The sequence below is a fragment of the Niveibacterium sp. COAC-50 genome (genome assembly GCF_013184235.1).
GTDB lineage: Bacteria > Pseudomonadota > Gammaproteobacteria > Burkholderiales > Rhodocyclaceae > Niveibacterium > Niveibacterium microcysteis.
Window position 1 is genome coordinate 508,822 of the sequence record NZ_JABCJM010000001.1, and the last position, 25,492, is coordinate 534,313.

Genomic DNA, 25,492 nt, shown 5'->3' on the forward strand with positions numbered 1-25,492 from the left:
CATCAACCTCTACGTCCCGTGCGCGCGCCGGGTTCGGGCACGAAGCGTGTCCTCGTCGTAGGTGGGTCGCAAAGCGGCCAGCTCGACCGGATCCTCGACCGCATCATTGACCCGCTTCGTTGCAGTGGCGCGGTCGAAGTTGATCGCTGGCGGCTCGACGGGTTCGATCGATACCCTTTCCCGTGGGGCTTCTGGGAATTTCTCGACGCATTCCCGGAGTCGGTGCAACAGGATGCGCCGCCGCTTCGCACTATTCCGGCGCTGGCCGACGACTACGACCTGATCGTGCTGGGTTATCAGGTCTGGTTTCTGTCGCCATCGCTGCCGGTCACTGCCTTTCTGGAGAGCCCCCAAGCGCAACGACTTCTCGCCGGGAAGCCCGTGGTGGCCGTTGCCGCTTGCCGTAACATGTGGATGTCGGCATGGCAGAAGCTGCGCACGCGACTTGAGGCGATAGGCGCACGCGTCATTGATCACGTGGTACTGGTCGATCAGGGTCCGACACTCGCCACCTTCATTACTACGCCACGCTGGCTGCTTACCGGGTGCCGTGATCCTTTGTGGGGCATGCCGGCCGCGGGGGTGTCCGATGCAGAGATCAAAGCGACTGAGCGATTTGGCAAAGCCCTCTGTGTGGCGCTAAGCGAGGATCGCGAGCAGGGCGCTTCGCCTTTGCTGACGGGTCTGGGCGCAGTCAAGGTCGAGCCACGCCTCGCGCTGTCCGAACGCGCTGGCGCCCGCGCTTTCTCGGTGTGGTCGCGCATCGTTCGCGCAGCGGGCAAGGCAGGGCAGCGTCGCCGGCGCCCGGTGCTGTTCTTATTCGTAACCTATCTGGTGTTGGCCATCGTCACGATCGTGCCGCTGAGCCTGGCACTGCAATCTTTGCTCGCGCCGCTGCTGCGCAAACGCTTCGAACGCATCCGTGCTGAATTCGAGGCGCCGTCCGGCAGCGGCACTGAGCGTATCCAGTCTCATGTCTGAACCGTCTTACGCGTACATCACCCGCATTGCCAGCGTGCTGCCCAATGCGCCCATTGACAACGAGCACATGGAAGATGTGCTCGGCCGTGTCGGCCCGGATCGTTCGCGCGCGCGCCGTGTTGTGCTGCGCAGCAACGGCATCCGCTCGCGCCACTATGTACTCGATCCGGCGACCGGCGAGCCGCGCCAGAGCAATGCGCAGCTCACGGCGGCTGCGGTGCGCGCACTGGCGTCGGCCGACTTCGATCCGGCGACGATCGACTGCCTGGCATGTGGCACCTCGCTGCCCGACCAGCTGATGCCCAATCACGCGGTGATGGTGCACGGCGAATTGGGTATCCCGGCCTGCGAAGTCGTGGCGACTGCTGGCATCTGCCTGGCGGGCACTTCCGCCTTGAAATATGCCTGGATGGCGGTGATCTCCGGCCAAGCCGAGCATGCCGTTTCGACTGGTAGCGAAGTCGCATCGATGATGATGCGCGGCCGCAATTTCGCGCCAGAGCGCGATGCGCGGGTCGCTGAACTGGAAGCGCGGCCAGAGATCGCCTTCGAGAAGGACTTCCTGCGCTGGATGCTGTCTGATGGTGCCGGGGCGATGTTGGTGGAGCGTTCGCCACGAGCGGGCGGGCTTAACCTGCGTATCGACTGGATGGAGCTGTCGTCCGCAGCCCACGAGTTGCCGGTTTGCATGTACGCCGGTGGCGACAAGGACGAGGCGGGCAACTTCCACGGCTGGCTCGCCTACGATCCCGCTACGCGCGACCGGGATTCGGTGATGGCGGTGAAGCAGGACGTCCGCCTGCTCAACGACAACATCATCGAACACACGCTGCGGCGACCGTTTCCCCGCGTGATTGAACGTCGTCGCCTGCGTGCGGCAGACATCGACTGGTTCTTGCCCCACATGTCGTCCGAGTTCTTCCGCGACGGCATCGCGCAAGGGTTGCGTGACGTGGGCTTCGAGATTCCGCAGTCGCGCTGGTACACCAACCTTTCGGAATGCGGCAACACCGGTGCCGCTTCGATCTACATCATGCTCGATGGCCTGCTCAAGAGCGGGCGGGTGGAGCCTGGTCACCGCATCCTGTGCGCGGTGCCAGAGAGTGGGCGCTTCTCCAGCGGCTATTTCCATCTGACGGTGGTGTGATGCGCGACGAACAGGTTCCGCAAGACAGCGGGCGCGTGCTCGCCGGCCATCGCAAGGCCGTTTATGCGCAGGGCGCTGACGGTCGCTTGCATGTGGTTGCCTCGACCGGCTGGGAGGCGGAGGAAATCGTCAACCTGCAGGCAGTGGACGAACTCCAGCGCCTTGCCGAGGATGCGCGCGCGCGCGCCGTGGCCGGCCTGGCGTCACCGCTGGAATACCACATGTATCGTGCGCGCATGGACCTCGATCTGCTCGCACAAACATCCGGCGTATGGCGCTGGCGAATCCGTCGCCATTTCCGGCCGGACGTGTTTGCGCGTTTGTCGCCACACGTGCTGCAGCGCTACGCTGCGGTGCTCGGCTGCAGCGTCGATGCGCTTCGCCGTGTGGAGGACCTATGAGTACCCCCGCGTTCGAGCACCGGCAAGCAAGTCACTGCGAAAGCGGCGTCGTGTCGGCGTTGGTGCGTCATAGTGGTGTCCAGATGTCCGAGCCGATGGCTTTCGGGCTGTCGTCCGCGCTGTCGTTTGCCTACCTGCCCTTCGTCAAGCTCAACGGCCTGCCGCTGATCGCCTACCGCATGCCACCCAAGTCGATTCTGCGCGGCCTGCGCAAACCGCTGGGCTGGAAGATCCGCTTTGAGACATTCCGTTCGCCGAAAGCCGGGCGCGAACGCCTCGATCGGTTGCTCGATGCCGGGCATGTCGTCGGCTTGCAGACCTCGGTATTCTGGCTGCCGTACTTTCCGCAGGATCTGCGTTTCCATTTCAATGCGCACAACCTGCTCGTGTTCGGCCGCGAACAGGATGGTTACCGGATCAGCGATCCGGTCTTCGAGGAGCCGGTGGTCTGCGAGGCCGACGCGCTGGAGCGCGCGCGCTTTGCGCGTGGCGTGCTGGCACCAAAGGGCCTGCTTTATTACGCGGAGACCCCGGCGCAGCTGCCAGACTGGAACGCGGCACTGCCCGCTGCGATGCGTCGCACCTGTCGCATCATGCTCAAGACCCCGCTGCCGTTGATCGGCGTACGCGGTATCCATCGACTCGCGCGTGCCGTGCGCCGACTGTCGATGGAGGATGCACGTGCGAGCAAGCTCTTCGTTGGCCATATCGTGCGCATGCAGGAAGAGATCGGTACCGGCGGCGCGGGTTTCCGGTTCATCGAGGCCGCATTCCTGCAGGAGGCGGCCGAGCTGTTAGGCCGCCCGGTCTTTGCCGAACATGCGCAACAACTGATCGAGATCGGCGACGCGTGGCGTGAGTTCGCGCTGACCGCCGCGCGGATGTGCCGCGACCGCGAACCGCTCAACCCCGCCCGACTGGCCGATGCGCTGGACGCGATGGGCCATCGGGAGAAGGCGTTCTTTCAGGCGCTGGAGCGCAGCCTGTGATACTCGCCGCCGAGGCGCTCAGCTTTCGCTATCCGAAGGCCGCCAGCGTGGCGCTCGATTCGGTGTCGCTGCGCATATCCGCTGGCGAGGTGCTCGGGCTGCTCGGGCCGAACGGCGCGGGCAAATCGACCCTGATCGCTCTGCTGGCGGGCGTGATCATGCCGACCACGGGGTGCGTGCGACGTGACGCGGCATTGGACTCTGCCGGTCGCGTCGCCTGGGTGCCGCAGGATTTCGCTTTCTACCCGATGCTCAGCGCGCGCGAAAACCTCGCGGTGTTTGCTGGCGTGCTCGGGGTGCGTGGCGCCGAATGCGCCGCACGCGTCGAACGTGCGATCGCCTACGGCCAGCTTGCAGCCTTTGTCGACCGGCCTGCACGGACGCTCTCGGGCGGCATGAAGCGACGTTTGAACCTCGCGCTCGGGCTGCTCGGCGATCCGGCTGTCTTGCTGCTTGACGAGCCGACCGCCGGCGTCGACCCGCAATCGCGTGCCTTCCTGCTCGATACGGTGCGCGCATTGCGCAACGAGGGGCGGGGCGTGATTTACACCAGCCACTACATGGAAGAAATCGAAGCGGTCGCGGATCGCGTCGCGATTCTCGACCACGGGCGCGTCTTGGCCGAAGGCACACTGGATTCCGTATGCGCGAAGGCGGGCACGCACGCTCGCATTGCGCTTGGCGGCCCACTGCCGGCGCCGCTGGCGCAGGAATGGCAAGTGCGCTATGCCCTCAACGTGATCGGCCCGCAAACCTGGTCGCTGACGCTCGGCGCCCCCGAGGAACTCGGCGGCGTGCTTGACGCGCTGCGTCGCCACAACGTGCCGCTGCGCAGCGTGCAGTGTGGCCGCGCCACGCTGGAGGATGTGTTCCTCCAACTGACCCAGCGCGCGCTGAGGGACGACGCATGAGCCGTTTGTTAGTCCGCCTGCTCGCCCTGTGGCGCAAGGAGGCGCTTGCGCTGCTGCGCGATCCCCATGCGCTGGCGGCGCTCTTCGTGATGCCGGCAGTGTTCATCCTGATCATGTCCTTCGCCTTGCGCGACGCATTTGATCCGGCAGCGCTCAAGCCGCGCAGCCTGCTGGTGCAGCAGGACGAGAGCCCCGCTGCGCGCGCCTTGGTGGCCGCCATGCGGCGTTCGGTGTCCGGGTTTGATGAGGCCCGCGAGGTGTCGCTGGCGGATGCGCGGCGCGCCGTGGGGCGGGGCGACGCGGCGTTCGCGGTTGTGCTGCAAGCTGGTGTCGGTACCGCGATCCTGGGCCCCGAGCCCGGTGCGGCAGCGGCGAAGGTTCAGATTCTGGTAGATCCGGCGGTGGCTGTGGTGGCGCAGCAGGCGATGCGTCAGCAGGTGGCCGCCGTGCTCGGCCAGGTGCAGGCGAGCGAGATGTCGCGCCGTGTGCAGGCGCTGATGGGGGTGCCGTTGCCGGTGCCGATGGATTCCGTGGCACTGCCCTTGATGCAGCGCGCCGACGGCCGCAGCCTGAAGCCGAGCGCGGTGCAGCAGAGCGTGCCGGCATGGCTGATCTTTGGCCTGTTCTTCGTCGTGATTCCGCTCGCACCGGTCTTCATCGCCGAGCGGCAGTTCGGCACCCTGCTGCGCCTTCGTGCGATGGGGGCGTCACCGGCCTTGCTGATCGCCGGCAAATTGCCACCTTTCGTGCTGCTCAATCTGCTGCAGGCGTGTCTGATGTTCGCGGTTGGGGCCAGCCTGGTGCCTGCGCTTGGCGGCGAGGCCCTGCAGTTGCCGGGAGCGGGTGGGCTGGCGGCGCTGGCGCTGGTGTCGGTCTCAGTGTCGGCGGCTGCGATCGGTTGGGCCTTCCTCGTCGCGTCGATCGCCCGTACCTCTGAGCAGGCCACGGTCATCGGCGGCGTGGGTAACATCCTGATGGCCGCGATCGGCGGCGTGATGGTGCCACGCTTCATCATGCCCGCCGCGATGCAGCCCCTCACGCAAGTCTCGCCGATGGCCTGGGCGCTGGATGCTTTTCATGCGGTGTTGTTGCGCGATGCGCCGCTCGCCGATCTCGCACTGCCGATGCTTGCCTTGCTGGGCTTCGGTGCAGCCTGTTTGATTCTCGCTGCGTGGGCGCTGCAACGTTCGCGCGCGACGGCCTGAACACAACCATGAGTACGAATGAACTGACCGTGGCGCTCAAGCGCCTGATCGTCGACACCTGCGAGAAGGACTTGCCGCCGGAAGCCTTGAGCGATGACGAACCGCTCTTCGGCCCGCAGGCGCGCCTGGCGCTCGATTCGCTCGATGCGCTGCAGCTTTCGATGGCGCTGCAGAAGCGCTATGGGGTTCGGCTGACCGATAGCAAGGAGACGCGGCGCATTCTCGCGAGTGTGGCATCGCTTGCAGACTACCTGCAGGACAAGGCTCCGCGCCTGACATGAGGATCACCGCCCGGGCGCTCGTTTCGGCAGCAGGCGTGAGTCTCGCCGACGCGGTGCACTGCGCATGGGCGGGCGAACGCGCGCTGGCGTCGCGCGAAGGGCGCCCGTTTGCAGCGATACCGCTCGCAGGTGAGTGGGCCCATCGCCTTCACCGCGCCCTGGATCTGCTTGCCCAGGCGTTGCCGGCGCCGGCGGATGCTTTGCTCAATATCGGTTCCTCGTCCTGGCAGATTGGGGGCGCCGAGCGCGCCGAGCGCGTTGGTGTGCTGGCCGAGTCGCCGCCGACTTTCGCGGCGGGCATTGCCCATCGCCTGGGCATCAGTGCCGCGCCGCGTTGCTTTTCTGTGGCTTGCGTGTCGGGCCTTGCCGCGCTCGACGCCGCGCAGGTGGAGTTGGCTACAGGTCGCGCCCGGCAGGTGCGCGTGATCGGACTGGAACTGGACAATGCGTTCACGCGGCAGGGCTTCGCTGCCATGCAGCTACTCTCGTCGACGCCCTGCAAGCCATTCGATCGACAGCGTGATGGCTTGATGCTCGGCGAGGCGATTGGCGTACTGGATTGCGATGCAGGCGAAGGCGCCGGCTGGCATCTGAGCGGGAGCGGCTCGGCGCTGGACCGAAGCGGGCCAACGTCGGCCGATGCATCCGGTGAACCGGTGGCAGCTGCGATTCGCTTGGCGCTGCGCCGCGCCGGCCGAGCCCCGGCTGATATTGGTGTCGTCAAGCTGCATGGCGCGGGCAGCCCGATGACCGAGCCCGCCGAGGCAGCCGGGCTGCGGGCCGTGTTTGGCGAGGTGCCGCCCTGTGTGTCGTTGAAAGGCCTGATAGGCCACACCCTCGGCGCTAGTGGCCCGGCAGAGATCGCGTTGCTGACGGCTTGCCTTGACCAAGGCTGGGTGCCGGCAACGATGGGCTTTGACGCCGCGGACCCTGCTCTGGGCATCGCGCCATCTACCACAGCGCGGCGCTGGGACGGTCGTCCGGCGCTCGTGCTGGCGATGGGTTTTGGTGGTCAGGTATGGGCTGGCGTGCTGGAGCACCGGGTATGAGTCGCGTCGTCCAACAAAGCTGCAATACCTTCGACGAGGCGGGTGCTCGCGCCTGTCTGCGGGCCCGGCTTGGGGCCGTGCCGCGCCGCTTGGGGGGCTGGACTGAACTCGCGCTGGCCGGCGCGTTGTCGATTGAAGTGCCCGCGGGTCCGGTCGGCTTGATCCTGGGGAGTGCGTTGGGGCCGGTGAACGAGACGCTCGGCGTGCTGAACGATGTACTTGCTGGCGCACCCACGATGCCGTTCGGTTTCATGCAATCGCAGCCCGCGATCAGCTTGTCGGTGATGGCGGCGCAGTGGCCACAGATCATCCGAACAACCTGCATGCTGGCCGACGACGATTTCTGGGACTTTGCCGCACGGTTGGCGGACCACTGGGCGTTGGACGGCGTCGAGTCGGTGCTGGCGGGTTGGGTAGATAGCGATGCGGGGCGATCGGATTGGACTTTGTTCGCATTCGACGCCACCTGAATCGCTGTGCACTCGCGACACAGTGCGAAAGATTGCCGCGCCACATCGACGGGCAGGGACTTATAAGCTTGCCGGGCTGCGGTATGCCATTTGCACTTTGCCTCGGCGTGCGCGCAAGAATCTGGAACAAGGGGAGCACGGCTTCCCGCATGGAAAGGAAAACGATGAAACGACAACTGTTGCTGGCCGCGATGGCCGTGAGCCTTGCCGCGCCGGTCTGCGCACGCGATACCGAACTGCACCTGCCGATCCAGGACGCGATGAACCGCGCGGATGCGCAGGCCAAGCTGAACGACGGCGTGAAGTTCTATTTCGGCAAGCAGAAGTACGGCAAGGTCGACAAGAGTCTCGGTGACGATGTCGCCAACACCAAGACCAACGCCTTCAACAAGAGCGACGAGGAAGCCTGTTACTGGACCTTCCTGTCCGCGATGATCAAGCTGCAAGAGAAGGCGAAGAAACTCGGCGCCGACGCGGTCGTGGACATCGAGAGCTACTACAAGAAAGAGCCCTTCGTCAGCGACACCGAGTTCGAATGCCATGCGGGCGGCCTGATGGCCGGTGTTGCGCTGCGTGGCCGCTACGTGAAGCTGAAGTAAGCGCTGTTCGGGCGGCGTGCAATGCGCCGCCCGCGCTGTAACGCCTCAGGCTGGCCGCCCGAATACGTCCATCCACAAGGTACGGATTGCCTCACGCTCGGCTTCGGCCGCGCCCTCCGGTAGTCGTGCTTTCTCTCCGTTGAGCCGCAGCCGGTGTTGCATGCGGCGCAGGGTGCGATAGGCGTCAGCCGCTGCTTTGGCATGGGCGGCGTCGACCAGACCGAGTTCCCCTGAGATCCGCGCGAGCGCGATGTTGCCGAGGTTGGCAACCAGTTTCGGATGCGCGTGGGCGTGGCCCAGCACGAGATACTGGATGATGAACTCGAAGTCGATGAGGCCGCCGGTGTCGTCCTTGACCTTGAAGCTCGCGTCGCGACTTGCGTGTTGGTCGAGCATCTTGCGCCGCATCGCGATCACTTCTTCCGCCAGTTTTGTGAGGTCGCGCGGGCGGCGCAGCAGTTCTTCGCGGGTGCGTTCGAACTTGGCACCGACTTCGGCATCGCCGGCGACAAAACGGGCCCGTGTCAGCGCCTGGTGTTCCCATAGCCACGCCGATTCGTCCTGGTACTTGCGGAACGCATCGATGCCGCTGACCAGCAGGCCCGATTCGCCGTTGGGGCGCAGGCGTGTGTCGGTATCGAACAGGGTGCCCGCTGAGGTGCGTGCAGATAGCCAGGTCAGCAGGCGCTGTGCGAGGCGGGCATAGTTCTCGGAGGCGGACGGATCTTCGTCGTCGTAGAGGAACACGATGTCCAGATCAGATGCATAGCCGAGCTCCTTGCCGCCGAGCTTGCCGTAGCCGATCACCGCAAAGCGCGGCGTCTCGCGATGGCGTTGCTTGAGCTTGCGCCAGCACTGGCGCAGCGTTTCCTCCAGCACCACATCGGCCAGCGCCGAGAGGTGATCGCCGATCGCTTCCACCTCCCATTTGCCGGCAATGTCCTGGTGCAGGATGCGGAACACCTGCGCATGGTGCTGCTCGCGCATCAGATCCATCTGCCGTTCGATATCCGGTTCGGCTGCGTCAAGCTGTTCGCGCAGGTGGTGGGCGAAGGCGGGCCAGTCCGGTGCTTCTTCCAGCTGGCGTGCGTCGAGCAGTTCGTCGAGCAAGATCGGGTGCGTGGTCAGGTAGTCCGCCGCCCAGCTCGATGCGGACATCAGCTCGATCAGGCGACGCAGGGCTTGCGGGTACTGCTGCAGTAGCGCGAGGTAGGCGCCGCGGCGGTTGATGGCATCGAGCAGCGTGAGGATGCGCGCCAGCGTGTCGTCCGGATTCGGTTGTGCAGCACAGCCTTCGATGATGCGCGGGATCAGCGCGTCGACGCGGCCGCGGATGCTTTCCGGCAGTTGGCGGTAGCGGTGGCCTTCGCGCATCTGCGCGAGGCGGTCGGCCGCTGCGGTCGGATTGCGGAACTGCATCGCCTCGAAGCGGTTCGCGACATGTTCCGGCGTGATTGTCGCATCCCACAGTTCATCGAGCGCGTGGTCGGCTTCGTTCGGGTCGCCGCAGGCGGCCTGGAAGCTGGCGCTGACGACTGTACGGTGATGCTCCAGCTCCGCCGCCATGGCGGCTTCGTCCGCAAAGCCCATGGCGATCGCGATGCGCGCGCGGTCTTCCGGCGTCGCCGGCAGGTCGTGCGTCTGTGCGTCATCGAGGTATTGCAGCCGGTGTTCGAGCCGGCGCAGGAAGACATAGGCATCGCCCATCGCGGTAACGGCGCCATAGTCGAGCACGCCGCGGTCGGCGAGCGCTTCGAGCACCTGCATCGTCGGCTTGATCTGCAGCCCTGCGTCGCGGCCGCCGCGGATGATCTGGAACACCTGCGCAGTGAATTCGATTTCGCGGATGCCGCCCGGCCCGAGCTTGATGTTGGTCGCCATTTCGCGCCGCGCGACTTGTGCCCGGATCTGCGCATGCAGCGCGCGCATCGCGTTGATTGCGCCGAAGTCAAGGTACTTGCGGAACACGAAGGGGCGCACGATGTCGGCCAGCTCATCCAGCCGCTCACCGCACAGCGGGCGTGCCTTGATCCACGCAAAACGTTCCCACTCACGGCCTTGTGCGATGAAGTAGTGCTCAAGCGCGTCGAAGCTCGATACCAGCGGGCCCGAGTCACCGTTCGGGCGCAGGCGCATGTCCACACGGAACACGAAGCCGTCTTCGGTGACTTCGCCGATCGCAGCGATGATCTGGCGCCCGAGGCGGGTGAAGAAGTCGAAGTGCGACAACGGCCGCGGGCCGGTGGTGTCGCCGTCTTCCGGGTAGGCGAAGATCAGGTCGATGTCGGACGATACGTTCAGCTCGCGTCCGCCCAGCTTGCCCATGCCGATGATCACCATGCGCATTGGCGTGCCGTCGGCGCAGGCCGGCGCGCCGTGGCGCTCGGCGAGCCCGGTGTGGAGCTGGTCGTGCGCATGCGCGATGCAGACCTCGGCGAGCCGCGTCATCGTCTCGGTGACTTCTGCGAGCGGGGCGAGGCCCAGCAGGTCGCGCGCCGCGGTGTGGCAGATCACCCAGGTGCGCAGGCGGCGCAGGCCACGTTTGAGCTGCGCCTCGTCGGGCGCCTCGCGGGCGAGGAAGTCGCGCATCGCCTCGGCGCCCATCGGTGCGTCGATTGATGCCTCCAGCAAGGGCGCCAGCCAGGGGCGCGCGCCAAGCTCGCGTTGCAGGTAGCGGCTCGCGGCGAGTGCAGGCGCAAGCCGTTCAGTCAGTGTGCCGACGGTTTCCATGGGGCCTCGGGTCGGGTTTCCAATAGAATTCGGGTTCGCATCGGTGCAATAGCCTGTTCGAAGCGGAGCCGGTGTGGCGGCGCGGAACAGGCCAGAGTGGGGTGCGTCTGTACCTCGATTGTATTCGCCGCCCCTGATGCTGCCTTCGTATTTCCGCTTTCAGCTTTCCCGCTATGCCCCGGCTGGCGCGCAGACCCCATGGGTGCGCGTGGCCGTGCGGCTGGCCGTGGCGGCCTTCTTCATCGCCGGCCTTGCGCTGCTGGCTCTGCGCTATGCCGTACTGCCGCGCGTAGGTGAGTGGCGCCCGCAGGTCGAGCAGCGCCTGTCACTGGCGATTGGACTGCCGGTCAAACTCGCACGCCTCGACGCCGATTGGGATGGCCTGCGCCCGCGTCTGCGCCTGCACGACCTGCGGCTGCACGACGCCAACGGCGCCGAAGCGCTTCGGCTCGCGTCGGTTGATGCTTCCTTGTCGTGGCGTTCGCTCTTCGTTGGCGCGGTGCGCCTGAATCAGCTGACCGTCGATCGGCCGGTGCTGAGCCTGCAGCGCGATACCGACGGCGCCGTGCATTTGCAGGGCTTGCCTGCTACTCGCGGGGCCGATCACAACGCGCTGAGCGAATGGGTCTTCGCTCAGCCGAGCATCGTGATTCGCGGGGCCCGGCTGACCTGGGTGGATCTGAAACGCGGCGCGCCCCCGCTGGCGATGACGCAGCTGAACCTGCGCCTTGAAAACGATGGCCGCGAGCACCGATTCGGCCTGACGGCCCAGCCGCCGACAGCGTTGGCCTCGCCGATCGACCTGCGCGGTCGGCTGGAAGGTGAGCGTGGCAGCACGGCGGACCATTGGTCCGGCCAGCTCTATGCAAGCGTCGATCGTGCCGATTTCGCTGCCTGGCACCCGTGGTTCGACTGGCCGATGCGAGTGGCAAGCGGCGTTGGCGGCACGCGGCTCTGGCTGACGCTGGAGGCCGGGGCGCCGGTCGCAGCCGTCAGCGAGCTTGCGTTGCGTGATGTAAAACTGCTGTTCGGCGACCGGCTCGGCGCGCTCTCGCTGCGCCGCCTGACCGGCCATGTCGAAGCGGCGCGGCGGGGTGGCACCTGGCTAATTGGCGGGCGCGAATTGGCGCTTCATACCGGTGCGGGGCAGGCGCTTGCCCCGGCCAGCTTCCATCTGGAGCGCAGCGCGGCCGAAGGCGGCAAGCCGGCGCATGGCGAGTTTTCTGCAACCCAGCTGGATGTGGGCGCCCTGGCGGCCATGGCCGCGCACCTGCCGTTGCCTTCTGCGTGGCGCGACCGCTTGCAAGTGCTCGCGCCGCACGGCGTGTTCGAGCAGATCAAGCTTGCCTGGACCGGTGAAGACGGCGTGCCGGCGCAGTATCGGGTTGCCACTCGCTTCAAGGGGCTCGGGCTTGCGCCACACGGCCTCTGGCCTGGCGGCGACGGTTGGTCGGGCTCGCTGGAGGCGAATGAGCGCGGCGGGCGCTACGACCTCAGCGTCGCCAAGGGCGAGATCGCGCTGCCAGCGGTGTTCGAGCAAGGCGAGATCCCGATCGACGAAGCCGCTTTTGTTGGCGACTGGACGCTGCGCAAAGGCGAAGCCAGCGTGCGCCTGACCGATGGCCGCTTCAGCAACGCCGATGCGGCGGGCAGCGCAAGTGGTGTGTGGCGCACGCGCGGCACCGGGCCCGGCGAGATCGACATCACCGCCCAGCTGAGCCGCGCCGACGGCCGCGCCGTGTGGCGCTACATGCCTCTGGTGGTGGCCGCCGACGTGCGGCACTGGCTGCGCGATGCGATCACCGGTGGTGTGGCGGAGGACGCGCGACTAGTGTTGCGCGGCGATCTGGCGCATTTCCCGTTCACCGACGATCCGAAGGGCGCCTTCACCGTCGACGCGCGTGTGCGCGGTTCAAGGCTTGCCTACGCACCGGCCTGGCCCGCAATCGACGACATCGACGGCTCGCTGCACTTCAATCGCGCACGGATGGAAATCGACGCTGATCGCGGCAAGGTGTTCGGCGCAAACGTATCGAAGGTGAAGGCGGTGGTCGCCGACCTGAACCAGGGGCATCTGGTGGTGGATGGCCATGCCGCCGGCCCGACGCGGGAGTTTCTGCAGTTTCTCAACGCCAGCCCCATCGCCGCGAGCGTCGGCTATTTCACGCGCGGCGTCGAGGCGGTGGGCGATGGTGCGCTGAGTTTGCACCTCGCCGTGCCCCTGGCCGATGCAGTGAAGACCACGACCGAGGGCGAATTCCGGTTTGCCGACAACCGGCTGCGTCTGCTGCCGGGCTTGCCGGAACTCTCGTCCGCCACCGGGCGCTTCAGCTTCACCGAGTCGCGTTTTGCGATTCCCGAGGCGAGCGGGTTGTTCCTCGGTACGCCAGTCAAGGTGCGCGGTGATACCCGGCGCGATGGGGCCATCGAGATCGAGGCGCGCGGCAGCGTCGCGGTGCGGCATCTGGCGAGCCAGTTCCCTTCACCGGTATGGGATCACCTCGCGGGGGAAACGCCGGTCACGGCGCGCGTCGTAACGCGCGAACACGATGTCAGCCTTGCGCTCGACACCAGCTTGCTGGGCGTGGCATCCAGCCTGCCCGAACCGTTCAACAAACCCGCCAGCCAGGTGCAGCCGATTCATCTGGACTGGCGCTGGTCGGGTAGCGGGCAGCAGGGTCGGCAGCAGGTGGAGGGCGGATTGGCCGGGCGTGCGCGGGTCAGGTTCGAACTCTTCGATCGCCTCGAGGGTTTGCAGATCGAGCAAGGTGTGCTGGCACTTGGCGGCGCCGAGGCCAGCCTTCCGGCGCACGGGCTGGCGCTGCGTGCGCGACTCGATCGCCTTGACCTCGACGCGTGGCGCAGCGCGATCGGGCGTTCTGGCTATGACGAGGGTGCGCCGCCTTTCGACAGCATCGACGTGCGTGCCGGCGATTTGGTGCTCAAGGGACTGCGCTTCCACGATCAGGGCTTCACTGCCCAGCGTACCGGTACGCTGTGGCAGGGGCAGTTGAAGGGCCCGGCAGCCGAAGGCGACGTTTCTATCGACATGGCGGGTGCAGGGCGTGTGCAGGCGCGGCTTTCGCGCCTTGCGCTGTTGCCCGCGCAGCGCCGCACATTGCCGCTGGTTGAGCAGGTGAACGGTGGCGAGCGGCAGATGCCGCGGCTGGACATCAAGGTGGCGTCGTTTGCACATGCCGCCCGCGAACTGGGCGCGCTGACCCTCCGCGGCACGCCGGATGGGAACGATTGGTTGCTCGATGAACTGCTGTTGAGCAACGACGACGGCAAGGTGGCGATGACCGGTGCCTACATCGATGGCCATACGCGGGTGCGCTTCGAACTGGATGCACACGATGCCGGTGCATTGCTGGGCCGGCTGGGCCATGCGGGCTTGCTGCGCCGGGGTGAGGTGAGCGCCAAAGGCTTCCTCGACTGGCAAGGGGCGCCGGAGGCACCGCAGCTCGCCTCGCTGTCCGGTGGCTTCGATATCAAGGCCTCATCGGGTCAGTTCAGCAAGATCGATCCTGGCATGGGGCGTCTGCTCGGCGTGTTCAGCCTGCAGGCGCTGCCGCGCCGCGCCACGCTGGACTTCCGCGACGTGTTTTCCGAAGGATTCGCCTTCGACAGCGTTTCCGGTAGCATGAAAATCAGCCATGGCGTGATGCGGACCGAAGACCTCTCGATCCGCGGGCCCGCGGCGCAGGTGTCGATGCGCGGTAGTGTGGACCTGAGCGCGGAGACTCAGCGGCTGCAGGTTCAGGTACAGCCAACGCTGTCGGAAACCGTTGCGCTCGGGGCCGCGCTGGGGCCGGCGATCGGCACGCTCAACCCGGCGGTCGGCCTGGTGGCGTATCTTGCTCAGAAGGTCTTGCGCGACCCGATCGAGAAGATCTTTACCTACGAGTACGCCGTGGACGGCAGCTGGGACGAACCGCGGGTGCGCAAGCTCTCGGGCGGCGCCGCACATTGGGACAACAACGGAGGTGAGCAGTGAGCAAGGCATACCGTGTGGCCGCGGTGCAAATGGTGTCGGGCCCCGACGTTGCGGCAAACCTGCAGGAGGCTGAGCGGCTGATTGCCGACGCTGCTGCGGGTGGGGCGCAGCTGGTGGTGTTGCCCGAGTACTTTGCGCTGATCTCGCCGGACGAAACGGCCAAGCTCGCGCTGCGCGAGCCCGATGGCGATGGCCCGTTGCAACGCTTTCTGGCCGAGACCGCCGTACGGCATCGGGTGTGGCTCGTCGGCGGCACGATCCCGCTCACCGCTGAAGCGGACGACAAGGTGCGTAACGCGATCCTGGTGTACGACGACACCGGACACCGCGTCGCGCGTTACGACAAGCTGCATCTGTTCGGCTTCCGCAAGGGTGCGGAAGTCTATGATGAGTCGCGCACGATTGAGGCTGGCGCCGAGGTCGTCACCTTCGATGCCCCGTTTGGCCGCGTCGGGCTCTCGGTCTGCTACGACCTGCGATTCCCTGAACTATTCCGTGCAATGGGCGATCTGGCACTGATCGTGCTGCCCGCTGCATTCACCGAAACCACCGGCCGCGCGCACTGGGAAGTGCTGCTGCGCGCACGGGCCGTTGAAAACCTGTGCTACGTGCTGGCGAGCGCGCAAGGGGGTGAGCACCCTGGTGGCCGTCGCACCTGGGGCGACAGCATGCTGATCGACCCTTGGGGCACGGTGCTCGCGCACCTGCCGCGCGGCGCCGGCGTGGTGCTGGGCGACATCGACACCGAACATCAGCGTACGCTGCGCGAGAGCCTGCCGGCCCTGCAGCACCGCCGACTTTGACTGGAACAACATGACGACTACGACAACCGAGCGCGCAATGGATACCGCCGAGCGCCTGCTGCTGGCACCGGGGCGCTTGAACCTGGCTTCGATCGAGCGATGCTTTGGCACGCTGATGGCACATCGCCTCGACTATGCCGACCTGTACTTCCAATACCAGCGCGCCGAGGGCTGGAGCCTGGAGGAGGGCATCGTCAAGTCCGGCTCCTTCAACATCGAGCAAGGTGTTGGCGTGCGTGCGGTGAGCGGCGAGAAGACGGCCTTCGCCTATTCGGACGACATCAGCGCCGCAGCACTGGAAGCGGCGGCGAAGACCACGCGCGCGATCGCTGCGGCGGGTGCAACCGCGGTGGTGCCGGTGCGCGCCGCAAAACAGCGGCCTGCGCTGTACCCGGCGCACGATCCGATCGGTTCCCTGCCGGATGCCGAGAAGGTGCGCCTCCTTGAACGCATCGAGCAGATCGCACGCGGCCTCGACCCGCGCGTGACTCAGGTGATGGCCTCGCTCGCGGCAACCTGGGAAGTGGTCATGGTGGCCCGCGCTGATGGCCACATGGCGGCCGATGTGCGGCCGCTGTCCCGGCTGTCGGTAGTGGTGATCATGGAAGAGGGCGGGCGCCGTGAGCAGGGTTCGGCCGGCGGCGGCGGCCGTCACGATTACGCCGCCTTCACCGACGAAGTGCTGCGCGATTTCGCGCAGAAAGCGGTGCACCAAGCCAGTACCAACCTTGCCGCACGGCCCGCGCCGGCCGGCATGATGACCGTGGTGCTGGGCAACGGCTGGCCAGGCATCCTGCTGCACGAGGCGATCGGCCATGGCCTCGAGGGCGACTTCAACCGCAAGGGCAGCTCGGCCTTTGCTGGCCGCATTGGTGAGCGCGTCGCTGCGAAGGGCGTCACCGTGGTGGATGACGGCACCCTGCCGGGCCGTCGCGGATCGCTGACGGTCGACGACGAGGGCAACCCCACGCAACGCACCGTACTGATCGAGGATGGCATCCTCACCGGCTACATGCAGGACATGACCAACGCGCGGCTGATGGGCGTGGCACCCACCGGCAATGGTCGCCGCGAATCGTTTTCGCACCTGCCGTTGCCGCGTATGACCAACACCATCATGCTGGCTGGCCAGCATGATCCGCAGGAGATCATTGCGTCGGTCGAGCGCGGCCTCTACGCGGTCAATTTCGGTGGCGGGCAGGTCGACATCACCTCAGGCAAGTTCGTCTTCTCTGCTGCCGAGGCGTGGATGATCGAGAACGGCAAACTGGCCTATCCGGTGAAAGGGGCGACGCTGATCGGCAACGGCCCTGACGCGCTGACACGGGTTTCGATGATCGGGAATGACCTTGCGTTGGATCCGGGCGTCGGCACCTGCGGCAAGGAAGGGCAGAGCGTCCCGGTCGGCGTCGGCCAGCCGACGATCCGGCTCGATGGCCTGACGGTTGGCGGTACCGCGTAAGGAGGCTTTGATGCGTAGACGTGAGCTTGTGCTGCTGGGCTTTGCCTCGCTTGTCTCAGGACCGCTCGTTGCCGCCCCGAAGAAGGCCGCGCCGCAGGTGTCACCACGCGTGTTGATCAACCAGGCGGGGCAACTCGCGATGCATGCCGAGCGGATCGGCAAGTACTGGATGCAGATGGGCGTGGGTATCGACCTTCAGCGCGCCGGTCTGCATCTGCAGGATTCGACCCGCGCGTTCGATCAACTGTTCGCCGCCCTCGGGCGCAGCGTGCATGGTGAGCAGATGCTGCTGATCGAACAGCGCTGGCGGGTGTACCGCATGGCCTGGGGCGCGAAACCCGCGCCGGAAGGCGTGCGCCGCGTCGCGTCGCTGGCGCAGGACCTGGGTGAGCAGGGCATGAAGCTCGTCAATCAACTTGCCAAGGCGCAGGCGGGTGACGAAGCGCGTCGCGTTGCGGATGCGAGCGAGGCACGCATGCTGACCCAGCGCATGGCCCGCATCGCGCTGATGCGCCAGTGGAGTCAGGCAGCGCCCGACGCGTCGCTGCAACTGGATCAGATGCGCAAGACGTTTTCCGCCCGCCTTGATTCGCTCAACGCGGACACTGGCTTGCCGGACGCGGCGAAGGGCGATCTTCAACTCGCACGCCAGCAGTGGGCGTTCCTGGATCAGGCGCTTGCCACCAAGGAGGACCTGAAGGCGACCACGCAAGCAGCCAATCTCGCCGAACGCGAGCGCGAACTCCTCGACAGCTTCTGCGGTCACCTCGCCTGAGCCCGTTCCTGGCTGCCGTGCCACGCGCGCTGCGGTGGTGCGGCGCTCGTTATTCGAATTTCCTCTTTTGAAATACAGTTTTCGTGGTTTGTCGATCTAAAGCGTTCGCGGAAAATGCGGGCATTGCATCGCTGGACGATTCCAACAATGAAACGCACGCTTTTCGCTGCCGCGCTCGCGCTGGCCGCATTCGGGGCCCAGGCGCAGACTTCGCTGCTGAACGTGTCCTACGACGTGGCCCGCGATTTCTACAAGGACTACAACCCGCTCTTCGCCGCAGCGTGGAAAACCAAGACCGGCGAAGTGCTGGTGCTCAAGCAGTCCCACGCGGGTTCGACGAAGCAGGTGCGCGCCGTGGCCGATGGGTTGGAAGCCGACGTCGTGACGATGAACCAGGCCACCGACATCCAGTTCCTCGCCGACAAGGGGCTGGTAGCGGCCGACTGGGCCAAGAAGTTCCCGAACAACGCCTCGCCTTACACCTCGACGATGGTGTTCATCGTGCGCAAGGGCAATCCGAAGCAGTTGCGCAACTGGCCCGACCTGGCCAAGAGCGGCATCAGCGTGATCCTGCCGCACCCGAAGAACACCGGGAATGGTCGCTACAGCTACCTCGCGGCCTGGGGTTGGGCGCAACGCCAGCCGGGTGCCACCGAGGCGAGTGCGAAAGGTTTCGTGGCGGCGCTGCTGCGCAATGCGCCGCTGTTTGCATCGGGCGGTCGCGATGCGACGACGACCTTCATGCAGCGCAAGCTCGGCGACGTGCTGATCACGTTCGAATCCGAAGCCGAGCTGATTGCCCGCGAATTCGGCCGTGGCGAGTTCGAGGTGGTGTACCCGAGTGAATCGATCCTCGCGGAGTTCCCGGTTGCGCTGGTCGAGAAGACCGTGGATAAGCGCAACACGCGCAAGCAGGCGCAGGCTTACCTCGAATACCTCTGGTCGCCCGCAGGCCAGGAGAATGCCGCACAGAACTACCTGCGCCCGCGCGACCCGGCGGTGCTGAAGAAGTACGCGGCGCAGTTTCCGGCGATCAAAACCTTCACGGTGGATGAGGTATTCGGTGGCTGGAGCAAGGCGGCGGCGACGCACTTCAAGGACGGTGGCAGCTTCGACCAGCTGTACGTCAACAAATAACCTGACGCGGGGCCGCTGCCAGCGGCCCCAAGGCGCTTCATGACCAGCAGACTCGCTCACAATGTTTTGCCGGGCTTTCGGCTCTCGCTCGGCTACGCCATCACCTATCTATCGCTGCTGGTGCTGATACCGCTGGGTGCCCTGATCGCCAAGAGCAGCGCGCTGAGCCCGGCCGACTTCTGGGCCGTGGCGACCAACGAACGCGCCCTTGCGGCCTATCGTGTGACCTTCGGCGCATCGCTCGTTGCGGCACTGATCAACGCCGTGTTCGGGCTGATCGTGGCTTGGGTTCTGGTGCGCTATCCCTTTCCCGGCAAGCGCTTTGTCGACGCGCTGGTGGACCTTCCTTTCGCGCTGCCGACAGCGGTGGCCGGTATCACGCTGACCACGCTGTACGCGGGCAACGGGTGGATTGGCCGCCTGATCGAACCGTTCGGTATCAAGGTGGCCTTTACACCGCTGGGCATCATGGTGGCGCTGACCTTTGTGACGCTGCCCTTCGTCGTACGTACGCTGCAACCGGTGATCGAGGACATCGAGCCCGAGATCGAGGAGGCAGCCGCGACGCTTGGTGCAAGTCGCGCGCAGACGCTGTGGCGCGTGGTGCTGCCCCAGCTTTTTCCTGCCTGGCTTACCGGGTTTGCGTTGGCGTTTTCGCGTGCCGTTGGCGAGTACGGCTCGGTGATCTTCATCGCCGGCAACATGCCGATGGTCTCCGAGATCACGCCGCTGTTGATCATCTCCAAGCTCGAACAGTACGACCTAGTCGGCGCGACGGTGCTGGCGGTGGTGATGTTGGTGATCTCGTTTGTGCTGTTGCTGTCGATCAACCTGCTGCAGTGGTGGGCCGCAAACCGGCACACCGGGCGTACGCCCGTGGAAGCGGCGGCGCCGGGTGCGCGTATAGAAGGGGCCGCAGCATGAGCAACAGAATCGCGAACACCGAATCCCGCGGCGTGCGCTGGCTGCTCTGCGGCGTCGCCTTTGTCTTCCTGTTCCTGTTTCTTGTGTTGCCACTCGCTGCGGTGTTCAGCGAAGCGCTGGCGAAAGGGTGGCTGGCCTATCTCGAAGCGCTGCAAGATCCGGATACGCGCAAGGCGGCCGGGCTGACGATTGCGATCGCGCTGATGGTGCTGCCGCTGAACATTGCCTTCGGCGTTGCGGCCGCGTGGGCGATTGCGAAGTTCGACTTCCGCGGCAAGAGCCTGCTTACCACGCTGATCGATCTGCCGTTTGCGGTGAGCCCGGTGGTCGCGGGCTTGCTGTTCATCCTGATCTTCGGTGCGCAAGGTTGGTTTGGGCCGTGGCTTGCTGCGCACGACATCAAGATCATCTTCGCCGTACCCGGCATGGTGATCGCCACGCTCTTCATCAGCGTGCCCTATATCGCGCGCGAGCTGATCCCGCTGATGCAGGCACAGGGGCGCGACGAGGAGGAGGCCGCGGTGTCGCTCGGCGCTTCCGGCTGGCAGATGTTCTGGCGCGTGACGCTGCCCAACATCAAATGGGGCTTGCTGTACGGCGTGATCCTCGCCAACGCGCGGGCGATGGGCGAGTTTGGCGCGGTGAGTGTGGTGTCTGGCCATATCCGTGGCGAGACGAACACGCTGCCGTTGCACGTCGAGATTCTCTACAACGAATACAACGCAATCGGTGCGTTTGCGGCGGCGAGCATCCTTGCCCTGTTGGCGCTCGTCACCCTTGCGGCCAAGACCTTCGTCGAGTGGCGCATGCGACGCGAAACAGAAGTGCTGTCGGCGGCATTGCCTCCGGAGCGCGGCGCCGCCGCCAGCGACCTGCGCATCAACGGGAACCCCTCATGAGTATCGGCATTCGCAACATCGGCAAGCGCTTCGGCAGCTTTGTAGCGCTCGACAACATCTCGCTAGAGATCCCCACCGGGGAACTGGTGGCGCTGCTGGGGCCGTCGGGCTGCGGCAAGACCACGTTGCTGCGCATCATCGCCGGTATGGAGGTCGCCGATTCGGGCCAGATCACCTTTTCGGGTGAGGAGGCCACGCACCTGCATACGCGCGAGCGGCAGGTCGGCTTCGTGTTCCAGCACTACGCGCTGTTCCGTCATATGACGGTGTTCGAGAACGTCGCCTTCGGCCTGCGTGTGAAGCCGCGCAGTGAGCGCCCCTCGGAAGCGAAGATCCGCGAGAAAGTGATCGATCTGCTCAAGCTGGTGCAGCTTGACTGGCTTGCCGAGCGCTACCCCAGTCAATTGTCTGGCGGTCAGCGTCAGCGCATCGCACTGGCACGTGCGCTGGCGGTAGAGCCGCGCGTGCTGCTGCTCGACGAGCCCTTTGGCGCACTTGACACGCAGGTACGCAAGGAGTTGCGCCGCTGGCTGCGCCGTTTGCACGACGAAATGCACATCTCCAGCGTGTTCGTCACGCACGATCAGGAAGAGGCGCTGGAAGTCGCCGATCGCGTGGTCGTGATGAACCAGGGGCGGATCGAACAGGTAGGCTCGCCGGACGAGGTTTACTCGAATCCCGCGACGCCCTTCGTCTACCAGTTCCTTGGCAACGTGAACGTCTTCCATAGCCGCCTGCATGGCCCCTGGGCCGAGGTGGCGCGCGATTCGAATTCGCAGGCAACCGCCTTCGTGCGCCCGCACGATATCGAGATCCTGCGCGAAGCCGTGGCGGGGGCGCTTGCGGCCGAAGTGGCGCATGTGCAGGCGATCGGCCCGGCGGTGCGTGTCGAGCTCACTCATCAATCCGAAGTGATCGAGGTTGAACTGTCGCGTGAGCGCCATCTGCAACTCGGCTTGTCGAGCGGCGATGCGGTATGGCTGTTGCCAAAGAGCGTCACGGTATTTGACGCAGCGGGCAGTGAGCCGCGTCGTTGGGTGCCCGACTGGGTGATCTGATCTCCCGCCGTGTGAACGAAACCAGGCGGCAGAGTCGGAGGCGGCCGTTTGCGTTAAATTTCGATTAATGCATTCGGCATTATCCGATAAGCACGTCACGGCGCGTCGCGAAAACACGACGCTGTCGCCTTTAAGCCTGTCGTAGCAGGTCTACATTCTCCATTGCGGCAGCCCTGAAGCCACCAGCTGAACGAGCCTGAGCCGCGGCCCCTTGTTGATGGAGACGAGTCATGACTTGCAGACCTGGTCTGCTGCGGACCTTGATCGCGGCAGCATCCCTTATCGTGGCGGCGCCAATGCCTGCCCACGCCTCGGCGTTGTTCAGTCAGATGGTGGTGTTCGGCGATTCGCTGTCGGACAACGGAAACTTCGCCGCAGCCACGGGCGGCATCCTGCCGCCGGCGACGGTCTACCCGAGCGGGCGCTTCAGCAACGGGCAGGTCGCCGTGGAGTACCTCGCCTCCCGGCTGGGGCTCGCGTCTTCGCAAGTTCATGACTATGCAACCGGCGGCGCGCTGACTGGTTACGATAACCTTGCCAAGCATGATCCGGCGCTGACGAGCGATCCGATCCTGAAGGGCATCATCGATGCGGCGGATCTGCCCGGCATGCGTACCCAGGTCGATCGCTACGCTTCCACGACGCCGATTGACCCGACCGCGCTGTACGTGGTGTGGGGGGGCGCAAACGACTTGTCCGCCGCGGCAAGCAGCCCGCTGGCAACCCCGGCCACGCTGGGCGCCGCGATCGCGGAAGCTGTTACCAACCTTGGCACCATCACGCAGCAATTGATCCTTGGCGGTGCGCAGCATGTGCTTGTCGCCGGGATGCCGAATCTCGGGCTGACGCCGTCTGCGCGCGCTGCCGGCCCGACCGTTGCGGCGCAGTCCGCGGCGCTGAGCGGCATGTTCAACACCGCGTTGAACGGCGTGCTGGATTCGGTTGATATCGCGGCGCCGGGCCGTGTCATCCGCTTCGATACCTACGGCTTTCTTGGCAAGCTCGTTGCGAACGCGGCGGACGAGGGACTGGGCGACGTCGCGGATGCTTGCCTATACACCGCTTGTGCCGCCAATCCGGCGGACTGGAGCAGTTACCTGTTCTGGGATGCGCAGCACCCGACCACGCGCGGGCATGAGTTGATTGCCGATGGTCTCTACGACGCCGTGGTGCCCGAACCGCCGGCACTGGCGCTGAGTTTGCTTGGCGTCGCGATGCTTGGGCTCACTCGGCGATCGCGCGCGGCTCGCGTCTGATCGGGCGGATGCGCCACCAACGGTGGCTTAGTGTTGGGGCGCAGCCGTTTCCACCAGGCTGCGCCACGCCTGCCTCACCGCGCTCGCATGCAGGATCGAGGTGTGCGTCTCATCAAAGCCCAGCACGCGTTGCGCCTCGGTCTGTGCCTCGCTGCGCAGTTGGCTTGCGAGGCTGATCGTGCCGTCGCCAGAATCGCCGTGATAGCCGAAGAACAGGCCGAAGCGGGTTGTCGGAGGCATCGGGGTGCTGAAGAGCGCACGCTGAAAATCGCTATCGACCTGCATATCGATCCATGACGGGATCGCAACCGGCGCGTACTTCACACCGAGTTCGGCCGCTTCGTGACCACGCCACGGGGTCGAGAGTGTGACGAGCAGAGGCACCTGTCGCCCGTCGCCCCGCGCCGCAAGCCGTTTCAGATAGCTCATCGAGACAAGCCCGCCCATGCTGTGAGCGGTCACGACAAGCTGCTCGAAGCCGTATTCGCGGCGCAGGCTGGTCACGATGCCATCCAGCATTTGTACAACGGTGCCGAGGCGCAGCCCGGAGGGGTAGTAGTACACCCAGGGTTGAAAGCGCTTGCGATCGAGTTCGGCGATGAGTGATTCAAACTCGCGCGGATTGCCGCCCGCGCCATGTACGAACAGCACTGGTGTCTTCTTCGGATCGAAGGCTTGCAGGAAGTAAACGCCGCCCCCTATTTCGCTGAGAAAGTCGGTCGGCGCCCACAAGCCCTTCTTGCCCCCGTCCGGTGAGAACGCCGGATCGTCGAGATCCACCTGATCACCGAGTGCGATCTGCAACTCCTGACGCTTCACCTCCGCCAGGCCAGCGAGCGCGGCGCGCTCGGCGGGCGATAAGGGTGCTGCGCTGTCCAGCGAAAAATCGAGGCGCCCCACGCTCCGACCACCCTGCGCCGTAACGGCGTGATCGAGGGCGCCGAACGGCTCGCCGGCATCGAGGCGCCGGTTGCGGTTGCGGTCGGCGAACGCCACCAGTCGATAGGTCTTGCCCGCCTGAACGCGCAACAGGTAACGCCCATTCGCCCCCGCTTCGGCGTAGTTGAGTACCGACTCATCGCCCTCAGCACCGGCCAGCGCGGCGACGATCACCGGCGCGGCGTCGCCTGCAACGCCGCTGACCTCGCCGTAAAGGCCGGATAGTGCTTCGAGGTCCCGCACGTTGCGCTGCAATTCGTTGAACATCCGTGGCATGCAAGCGGTGCAGCTCAGGCACAGGAGAATCAAAGCGAGTCGGCGGATGCTTGCTGGGTGCATGGCGATTGTCGAAGGTCTGCGTCCGGGCTGCGAACCCGGAATGGTTAGTCGAACAGATCGGCCTGCTGACCGGCTGTGCGTGGGGGACGAAACCCTGCGCAGTTTAGTGTGTCGCGGGTCTGGTTCAAACCGAGGCGCTCAACCGCGAGTGCGAAACGCTTGCGATACAGCTCGGCGAAAACGCCGCTGCCTTTCATGCGCTGGCCGAAACGGCTGTCGTAGATCTGCCCGCCGTGCATCTGGCGCAATACGCTGAGCACATGCTCGGCACGCCCCGGCACGTGCTGTTGCAGCCATTCCGGAAAGAGCGTCTTTAATTCGTGTGGCAGACGCAGCAGCACGTAGCCCGCATTGGTGGCGCCCGCTGCCTGGCTGGCCTGCAACACGGCTTCCATCTCATGATCGTTCAGCGCAGGAATCAGCGGTGCAAACAGCACACCGACCGGCACGCCCGCCTCATGCAGCGTACGCATCGCATCAAGGCGCCGGGCCGGCGTAGCCGCGCGGGGCTCCATCACGCGGGCAAGTTCGCGGTCGAGTGTGGTGATCGAGAACATCACATGCACAAGCTTGTCGCGCGCCATGTCGGCGAGCAGATCTGCGTCGCGTTCGATCAGCGCACCCTTTGTCACGATGCTGACCGGGTGTCTGGTTTCGCAAAGGACTTCGAGCAGGCGACGGGTGAGGCCGAGTTTGCGTTCGATCGGCTGCCAGGCGTCGGTGTTGATGCCGAGCGCGATGGGCCTGCACTGGTAGCGCGGGCGGGCCAGTTCACGCCGCAGCACCTCGGGTGCGTCGGGTTTCCAGAGAATCTTCGTTTCGAAGTCGAGTCCGGCGGAGTAGCCGAGGTAGCTGTGCGTCGGGCGGGCGAAGCAGTAGCTGCAGCCGTGTTCGCATCCGCGGTAGGGGTTGATCGACAACTCGAACGGGATGTCGGGCGAGCGTGCCTCGACGATCACGCTCTTGGCCGTGTCGACGATCAATTCCGTCTTCGGCAGGGCGGCTTCTTCCTCCGCCGTCCAGCCGTCGTCGAAAGCCGCGCGCTGCCATTGTTCGAAGCGGCCGTCGGGGCGCGAAGCCGCGCCGCGCCCGCGTATCGGGACGCTCGGCGGCTTGGAGGGTGTGTCGTCCGTCATGCTG

General features: G+C 65.7%; 22 protein-coding genes. 19 read left to right on the plus strand and 3 right to left on the minus strand.

Translation table 11 applies throughout. From position 1 onward, the window contains the following. The first annotated feature begins 18 nt into the window (after positions 1-18). From HH302_RS02315 to HH302_RS02360, 10 genes are all read left to right on the plus strand, one after another. Complete coding sequence (locus HH302_RS02315) at positions 19-981, plus strand: NAD(P)H-dependent oxidoreductase (RefSeq protein WP_172197632.1); 963 nt, start codon at positions 19-21, stop codon at positions 979-981. Next, positions 974-2,128, plus strand: coding sequence for a beta-ketoacyl-ACP synthase III (locus HH302_RS02320; RefSeq protein WP_172197635.1), 1,155 nt, complete (start codon positions 974-976; stop codon positions 2,126-2,128). The genes HH302_RS02315 and HH302_RS02320 overlap by 8 nt, the downstream gene beginning before the upstream one ends. Then, positions 2,128-2,529 carry a hypothetical protein gene (locus tag HH302_RS02325; protein ID WP_172197638.1) on the plus strand — a complete coding sequence of 134 codons (402 nt, stop codon included), beginning with the start codon at positions 2,128-2,130 and terminating at the stop codon, positions 2,527-2,529. Before HH302_RS02320 ends, HH302_RS02325 begins: the two co-directional genes overlap by 1 nt. Further along, positions 2,526-3,518 (plus strand): BtrH N-terminal domain-containing protein, encoded by a 993-nt coding sequence (locus tag HH302_RS02330; RefSeq protein WP_172197641.1) that lies wholly within the window; start codon positions 2,526-2,528, stop codon positions 3,516-3,518. The genes HH302_RS02325 and HH302_RS02330 overlap by 4 nt, the downstream gene beginning before the upstream one ends. Then, on the plus strand, positions 3,515-4,429 hold the full coding sequence (locus HH302_RS02335) for an ABC transporter ATP-binding protein (RefSeq protein WP_371814547.1): 915 nt from the start codon (positions 3,515-3,517) through the stop codon (positions 4,427-4,429). The genes HH302_RS02330 and HH302_RS02335 overlap by 4 nt, the downstream gene beginning before the upstream one ends. Beyond that, positions 4,426-5,634 (plus strand): ABC transporter permease, encoded by a 1,209-nt coding sequence (locus HH302_RS02340; RefSeq protein ID WP_172197644.1) that lies wholly within the window; start codon positions 4,426-4,428, stop codon positions 5,632-5,634. The genes HH302_RS02335 and HH302_RS02340 overlap by 4 nt, the downstream gene beginning before the upstream one ends. Positions 5,635-5,642: 8 nt before the next feature. Next, complete coding sequence (locus HH302_RS02345; protein ID WP_172197647.1) at positions 5,643-5,915, plus strand: phosphopantetheine-binding protein; 273 nt, start codon at positions 5,643-5,645, stop codon at positions 5,913-5,915. Beyond that, positions 5,912-6,964 carry a beta-ketoacyl synthase N-terminal-like domain-containing protein gene (locus HH302_RS02350; protein WP_172197650.1) on the plus strand — a complete coding sequence of 351 codons (1,053 nt, stop codon included), beginning with the start codon at positions 5,912-5,914 and terminating at the stop codon, positions 6,962-6,964. Before HH302_RS02345 ends, HH302_RS02350 begins: the two co-directional genes overlap by 4 nt. Then, positions 6,961-7,434 (plus strand): hypothetical protein, encoded by a 474-nt coding sequence (locus tag HH302_RS02355; protein WP_172197653.1) that lies wholly within the window; start codon positions 6,961-6,963, stop codon positions 7,432-7,434. Before HH302_RS02350 ends, HH302_RS02355 begins: the two co-directional genes overlap by 4 nt. Before the next feature lie 164 nt (positions 7,435-7,598). Beyond that, positions 7,599-8,033: an excinuclease ATPase subunit gene (locus HH302_RS02360; RefSeq protein WP_172197656.1), complete on the plus strand. Its 435-nt coding sequence runs from the start codon at positions 7,599-7,601 to the stop codon at positions 8,031-8,033. 45 nt (positions 8,034-8,078) lie between these two features. Here HH302_RS02360 and glnE read toward each other — a convergent pair whose 3' ends face one another. Then, positions 8,079-10,763: a bifunctional [glutamate--ammonia ligase]-adenylyl-L-tyrosine phosphorylase/[glutamate--ammonia-ligase] adenylyltransferase gene (gene glnE / locus HH302_RS02365; RefSeq protein ID WP_172197659.1), complete on the minus strand. Its 2,685-nt coding sequence runs from the start codon at positions 10,761-10,763 to the stop codon at positions 8,079-8,081. 136 nt (positions 10,764-10,899) lie between these two features. Between glnE and HH302_RS02370 the strand changes: the two genes are divergently transcribed. From HH302_RS02370 to HH302_RS02410, 9 genes are all read left to right on the plus strand, one after another. Next, the gene (locus HH302_RS02370; RefSeq protein WP_172197662.1) at positions 10,900-14,760 is read left to right on the plus strand and encodes a YhdP family protein; all 3,861 of its coding nucleotides are present in this window, start codon (positions 10,900-10,902) and stop codon (positions 14,758-14,760) included. Between the two features lie 29 nt (positions 14,761-14,789). After that, the gene (locus tag HH302_RS02375; RefSeq protein WP_172200633.1) at positions 14,790-15,563 is read left to right on the plus strand and encodes a carbon-nitrogen hydrolase family protein; all 774 of its coding nucleotides are present in this window, start codon (positions 14,790-14,792) and stop codon (positions 15,561-15,563) included. A 10-nt stretch (positions 15,564-15,573) separates the two neighbouring features. Then, on the plus strand, positions 15,574-17,025 hold the full coding sequence (gene tldD / locus HH302_RS02380; protein WP_172197665.1) for a metalloprotease TldD: 1,452 nt from the start codon (positions 15,574-15,576) through the stop codon (positions 17,023-17,025). A gap of 10 nt (positions 17,026-17,035) precedes the next feature. Further along, a complete protein-coding gene (locus tag HH302_RS02385; protein WP_172197668.1) occupies positions 17,036-17,800 on the plus strand; it encodes a type IV pili methyl-accepting chemotaxis transducer N-terminal domain-containing protein in 765 nt (254 codons plus the stop codon). A gap of 147 nt (positions 17,801-17,947) precedes the next feature. Beyond that, positions 17,948-18,937 (plus strand): sulfate ABC transporter substrate-binding protein, encoded by a 990-nt coding sequence (locus HH302_RS02390; RefSeq protein WP_172197671.1) that lies wholly within the window; start codon positions 17,948-17,950, stop codon positions 18,935-18,937. A 39-nt stretch (positions 18,938-18,976) separates the two neighbouring features. Continuing rightward, positions 18,977-19,861 carry a sulfate ABC transporter permease subunit CysT gene (gene cysT / locus HH302_RS02395; protein ID WP_172197674.1) on the plus strand — a complete coding sequence of 295 codons (885 nt, stop codon included), beginning with the start codon at positions 18,977-18,979 and terminating at the stop codon, positions 19,859-19,861. After that, positions 19,858-20,760 (plus strand): sulfate ABC transporter permease subunit CysW, encoded by a 903-nt coding sequence (cysW, locus tag HH302_RS02400; RefSeq protein ID WP_172197677.1) that lies wholly within the window; start codon positions 19,858-19,860, stop codon positions 20,758-20,760. The genes cysT and cysW overlap by 4 nt, the downstream gene beginning before the upstream one ends. Continuing rightward, on the plus strand, positions 20,757-21,818 hold the full coding sequence (locus tag HH302_RS02405; RefSeq protein WP_172197680.1) for a sulfate/molybdate ABC transporter ATP-binding protein: 1,062 nt from the start codon (positions 20,757-20,759) through the stop codon (positions 21,816-21,818). Before cysW ends, HH302_RS02405 begins: the two co-directional genes overlap by 4 nt. 230 nt (positions 21,819-22,048) lie before the next feature. Continuing rightward, on the plus strand, positions 22,049-23,074 hold the full coding sequence (locus tag HH302_RS02410) for an SGNH/GDSL hydrolase family protein (RefSeq protein WP_172197683.1): 1,026 nt from the start codon (positions 22,049-22,051) through the stop codon (positions 23,072-23,074). Positions 23,075-23,101: 27 nt separating this feature from the next. Here the strand turns inward: HH302_RS02410 and HH302_RS02415 are convergent, their stop codons facing one another. Beyond that, a complete protein-coding gene (locus HH302_RS02415; RefSeq protein WP_172197686.1) occupies positions 23,102-24,280 on the minus strand; it encodes a triacylglycerol lipase in 1,179 nt (392 codons plus the stop codon). 116 nt (positions 24,281-24,396) lie between these two features. Beyond that, positions 24,397-25,488, minus strand: a complete 1,092-nt coding sequence (locus HH302_RS02420) for a PA0069 family radical SAM protein (RefSeq protein WP_172197689.1) — start codon at positions 25,486-25,488, stop codon at positions 24,397-24,399. Positions 25,489-25,492: the final 4 nt, after the last annotated feature.

Bases quoted from the DNA above. Each gene is read 5' to 3' on its own strand.
- HH302_RS02390 (WP_172197671.1), top strand. From the start codon at position 17,948: ATGAAACGCACGCTTTTCGCTGCCGCGCTCGCGCTGGCCGCATTCGGG.
- HH302_RS02360 (WP_172197656.1), top strand. From the start codon at position 7,599: ATGAAACGACAACTGTTGCTGGCCGCGATGGCCGTGAGCCTTGCCGCG.
- HH302_RS02320 (WP_172197635.1), top strand. From the start codon at position 974: ATGTCTGAACCGTCTTACGCGTACATCACCCGCATTGCCAGCGTGCTG.
- cysW (WP_172197677.1), top strand. From the start codon at position 19,858: ATGAGCAACAGAATCGCGAACACCGAATCCCGCGGCGTGCGCTGGCTG.
- HH302_RS02350 (WP_172197650.1), top strand. From the start codon at position 5,912: ATGAGGATCACCGCCCGGGCGCTCGTTTCGGCAGCAGGCGTGAGTCTC.
- HH302_RS02405 (WP_172197680.1), top strand. From the start codon at position 20,757: ATGAGTATCGGCATTCGCAACATCGGCAAGCGCTTCGGCAGCTTTGTA.
- HH302_RS02345 (WP_172197647.1), top strand. From the start codon at position 5,643: ATGAGTACGAATGAACTGACCGTGGCGCTCAAGCGCCTGATCGTCGAC.
- HH302_RS02375 (WP_172200633.1), top strand. From the start codon at position 14,790: ATGGTGTCGGGCCCCGACGTTGCGGCAAACCTGCAGGAGGCTGAGCGG.
- HH302_RS02415 (WP_172197686.1), bottom strand. From the start codon at position 24,280: ATGTTCAACGAATTGCAGCGCAACGTGCGGGACCTCGAAGCACTATCC.
- HH302_RS02420 (WP_172197689.1), bottom strand. From the start codon at position 25,488: ATGACGGACGACACACCCTCCAAGCCGCCGAGCGTCCCGATACGCGGG.
- HH302_RS02355 (WP_172197653.1), top strand. From the start codon at position 6,961: ATGAGTCGCGTCGTCCAACAAAGCTGCAATACCTTCGACGAGGCGGGT.
- HH302_RS02330 (WP_172197641.1), top strand. From the start codon at position 2,526: ATGAGTACCCCCGCGTTCGAGCACCGGCAAGCAAGTCACTGCGAAAGC.
- glnE (WP_172197659.1), bottom strand. From the start codon at position 10,763: ATGGAAACCGTCGGCACACTGACTGAACGGCTTGCGCCTGCACTCGCC.
- tldD (WP_172197665.1), top strand. From the start codon at position 15,574: ATGACGACTACGACAACCGAGCGCGCAATGGATACCGCCGAGCGCCTG.
- cysT (WP_172197674.1), top strand. From the start codon at position 18,977: ATGACCAGCAGACTCGCTCACAATGTTTTGCCGGGCTTTCGGCTCTCG.
- HH302_RS02325 (WP_172197638.1), top strand. From the start codon at position 2,128: ATGCGCGACGAACAGGTTCCGCAAGACAGCGGGCGCGTGCTCGCCGGC.
- HH302_RS02340 (WP_172197644.1), top strand. From the start codon at position 4,426: ATGAGCCGTTTGTTAGTCCGCCTGCTCGCCCTGTGGCGCAAGGAGGCG.
- HH302_RS02385 (WP_172197668.1), top strand. From the start codon at position 17,036: ATGCGTAGACGTGAGCTTGTGCTGCTGGGCTTTGCCTCGCTTGTCTCA.
- HH302_RS02370 (WP_172197662.1), top strand. From the start codon at position 10,900: ATGCTGCCTTCGTATTTCCGCTTTCAGCTTTCCCGCTATGCCCCGGCT.
- HH302_RS02410 (WP_172197683.1), top strand. From the start codon at position 22,049: ATGACTTGCAGACCTGGTCTGCTGCGGACCTTGATCGCGGCAGCATCC.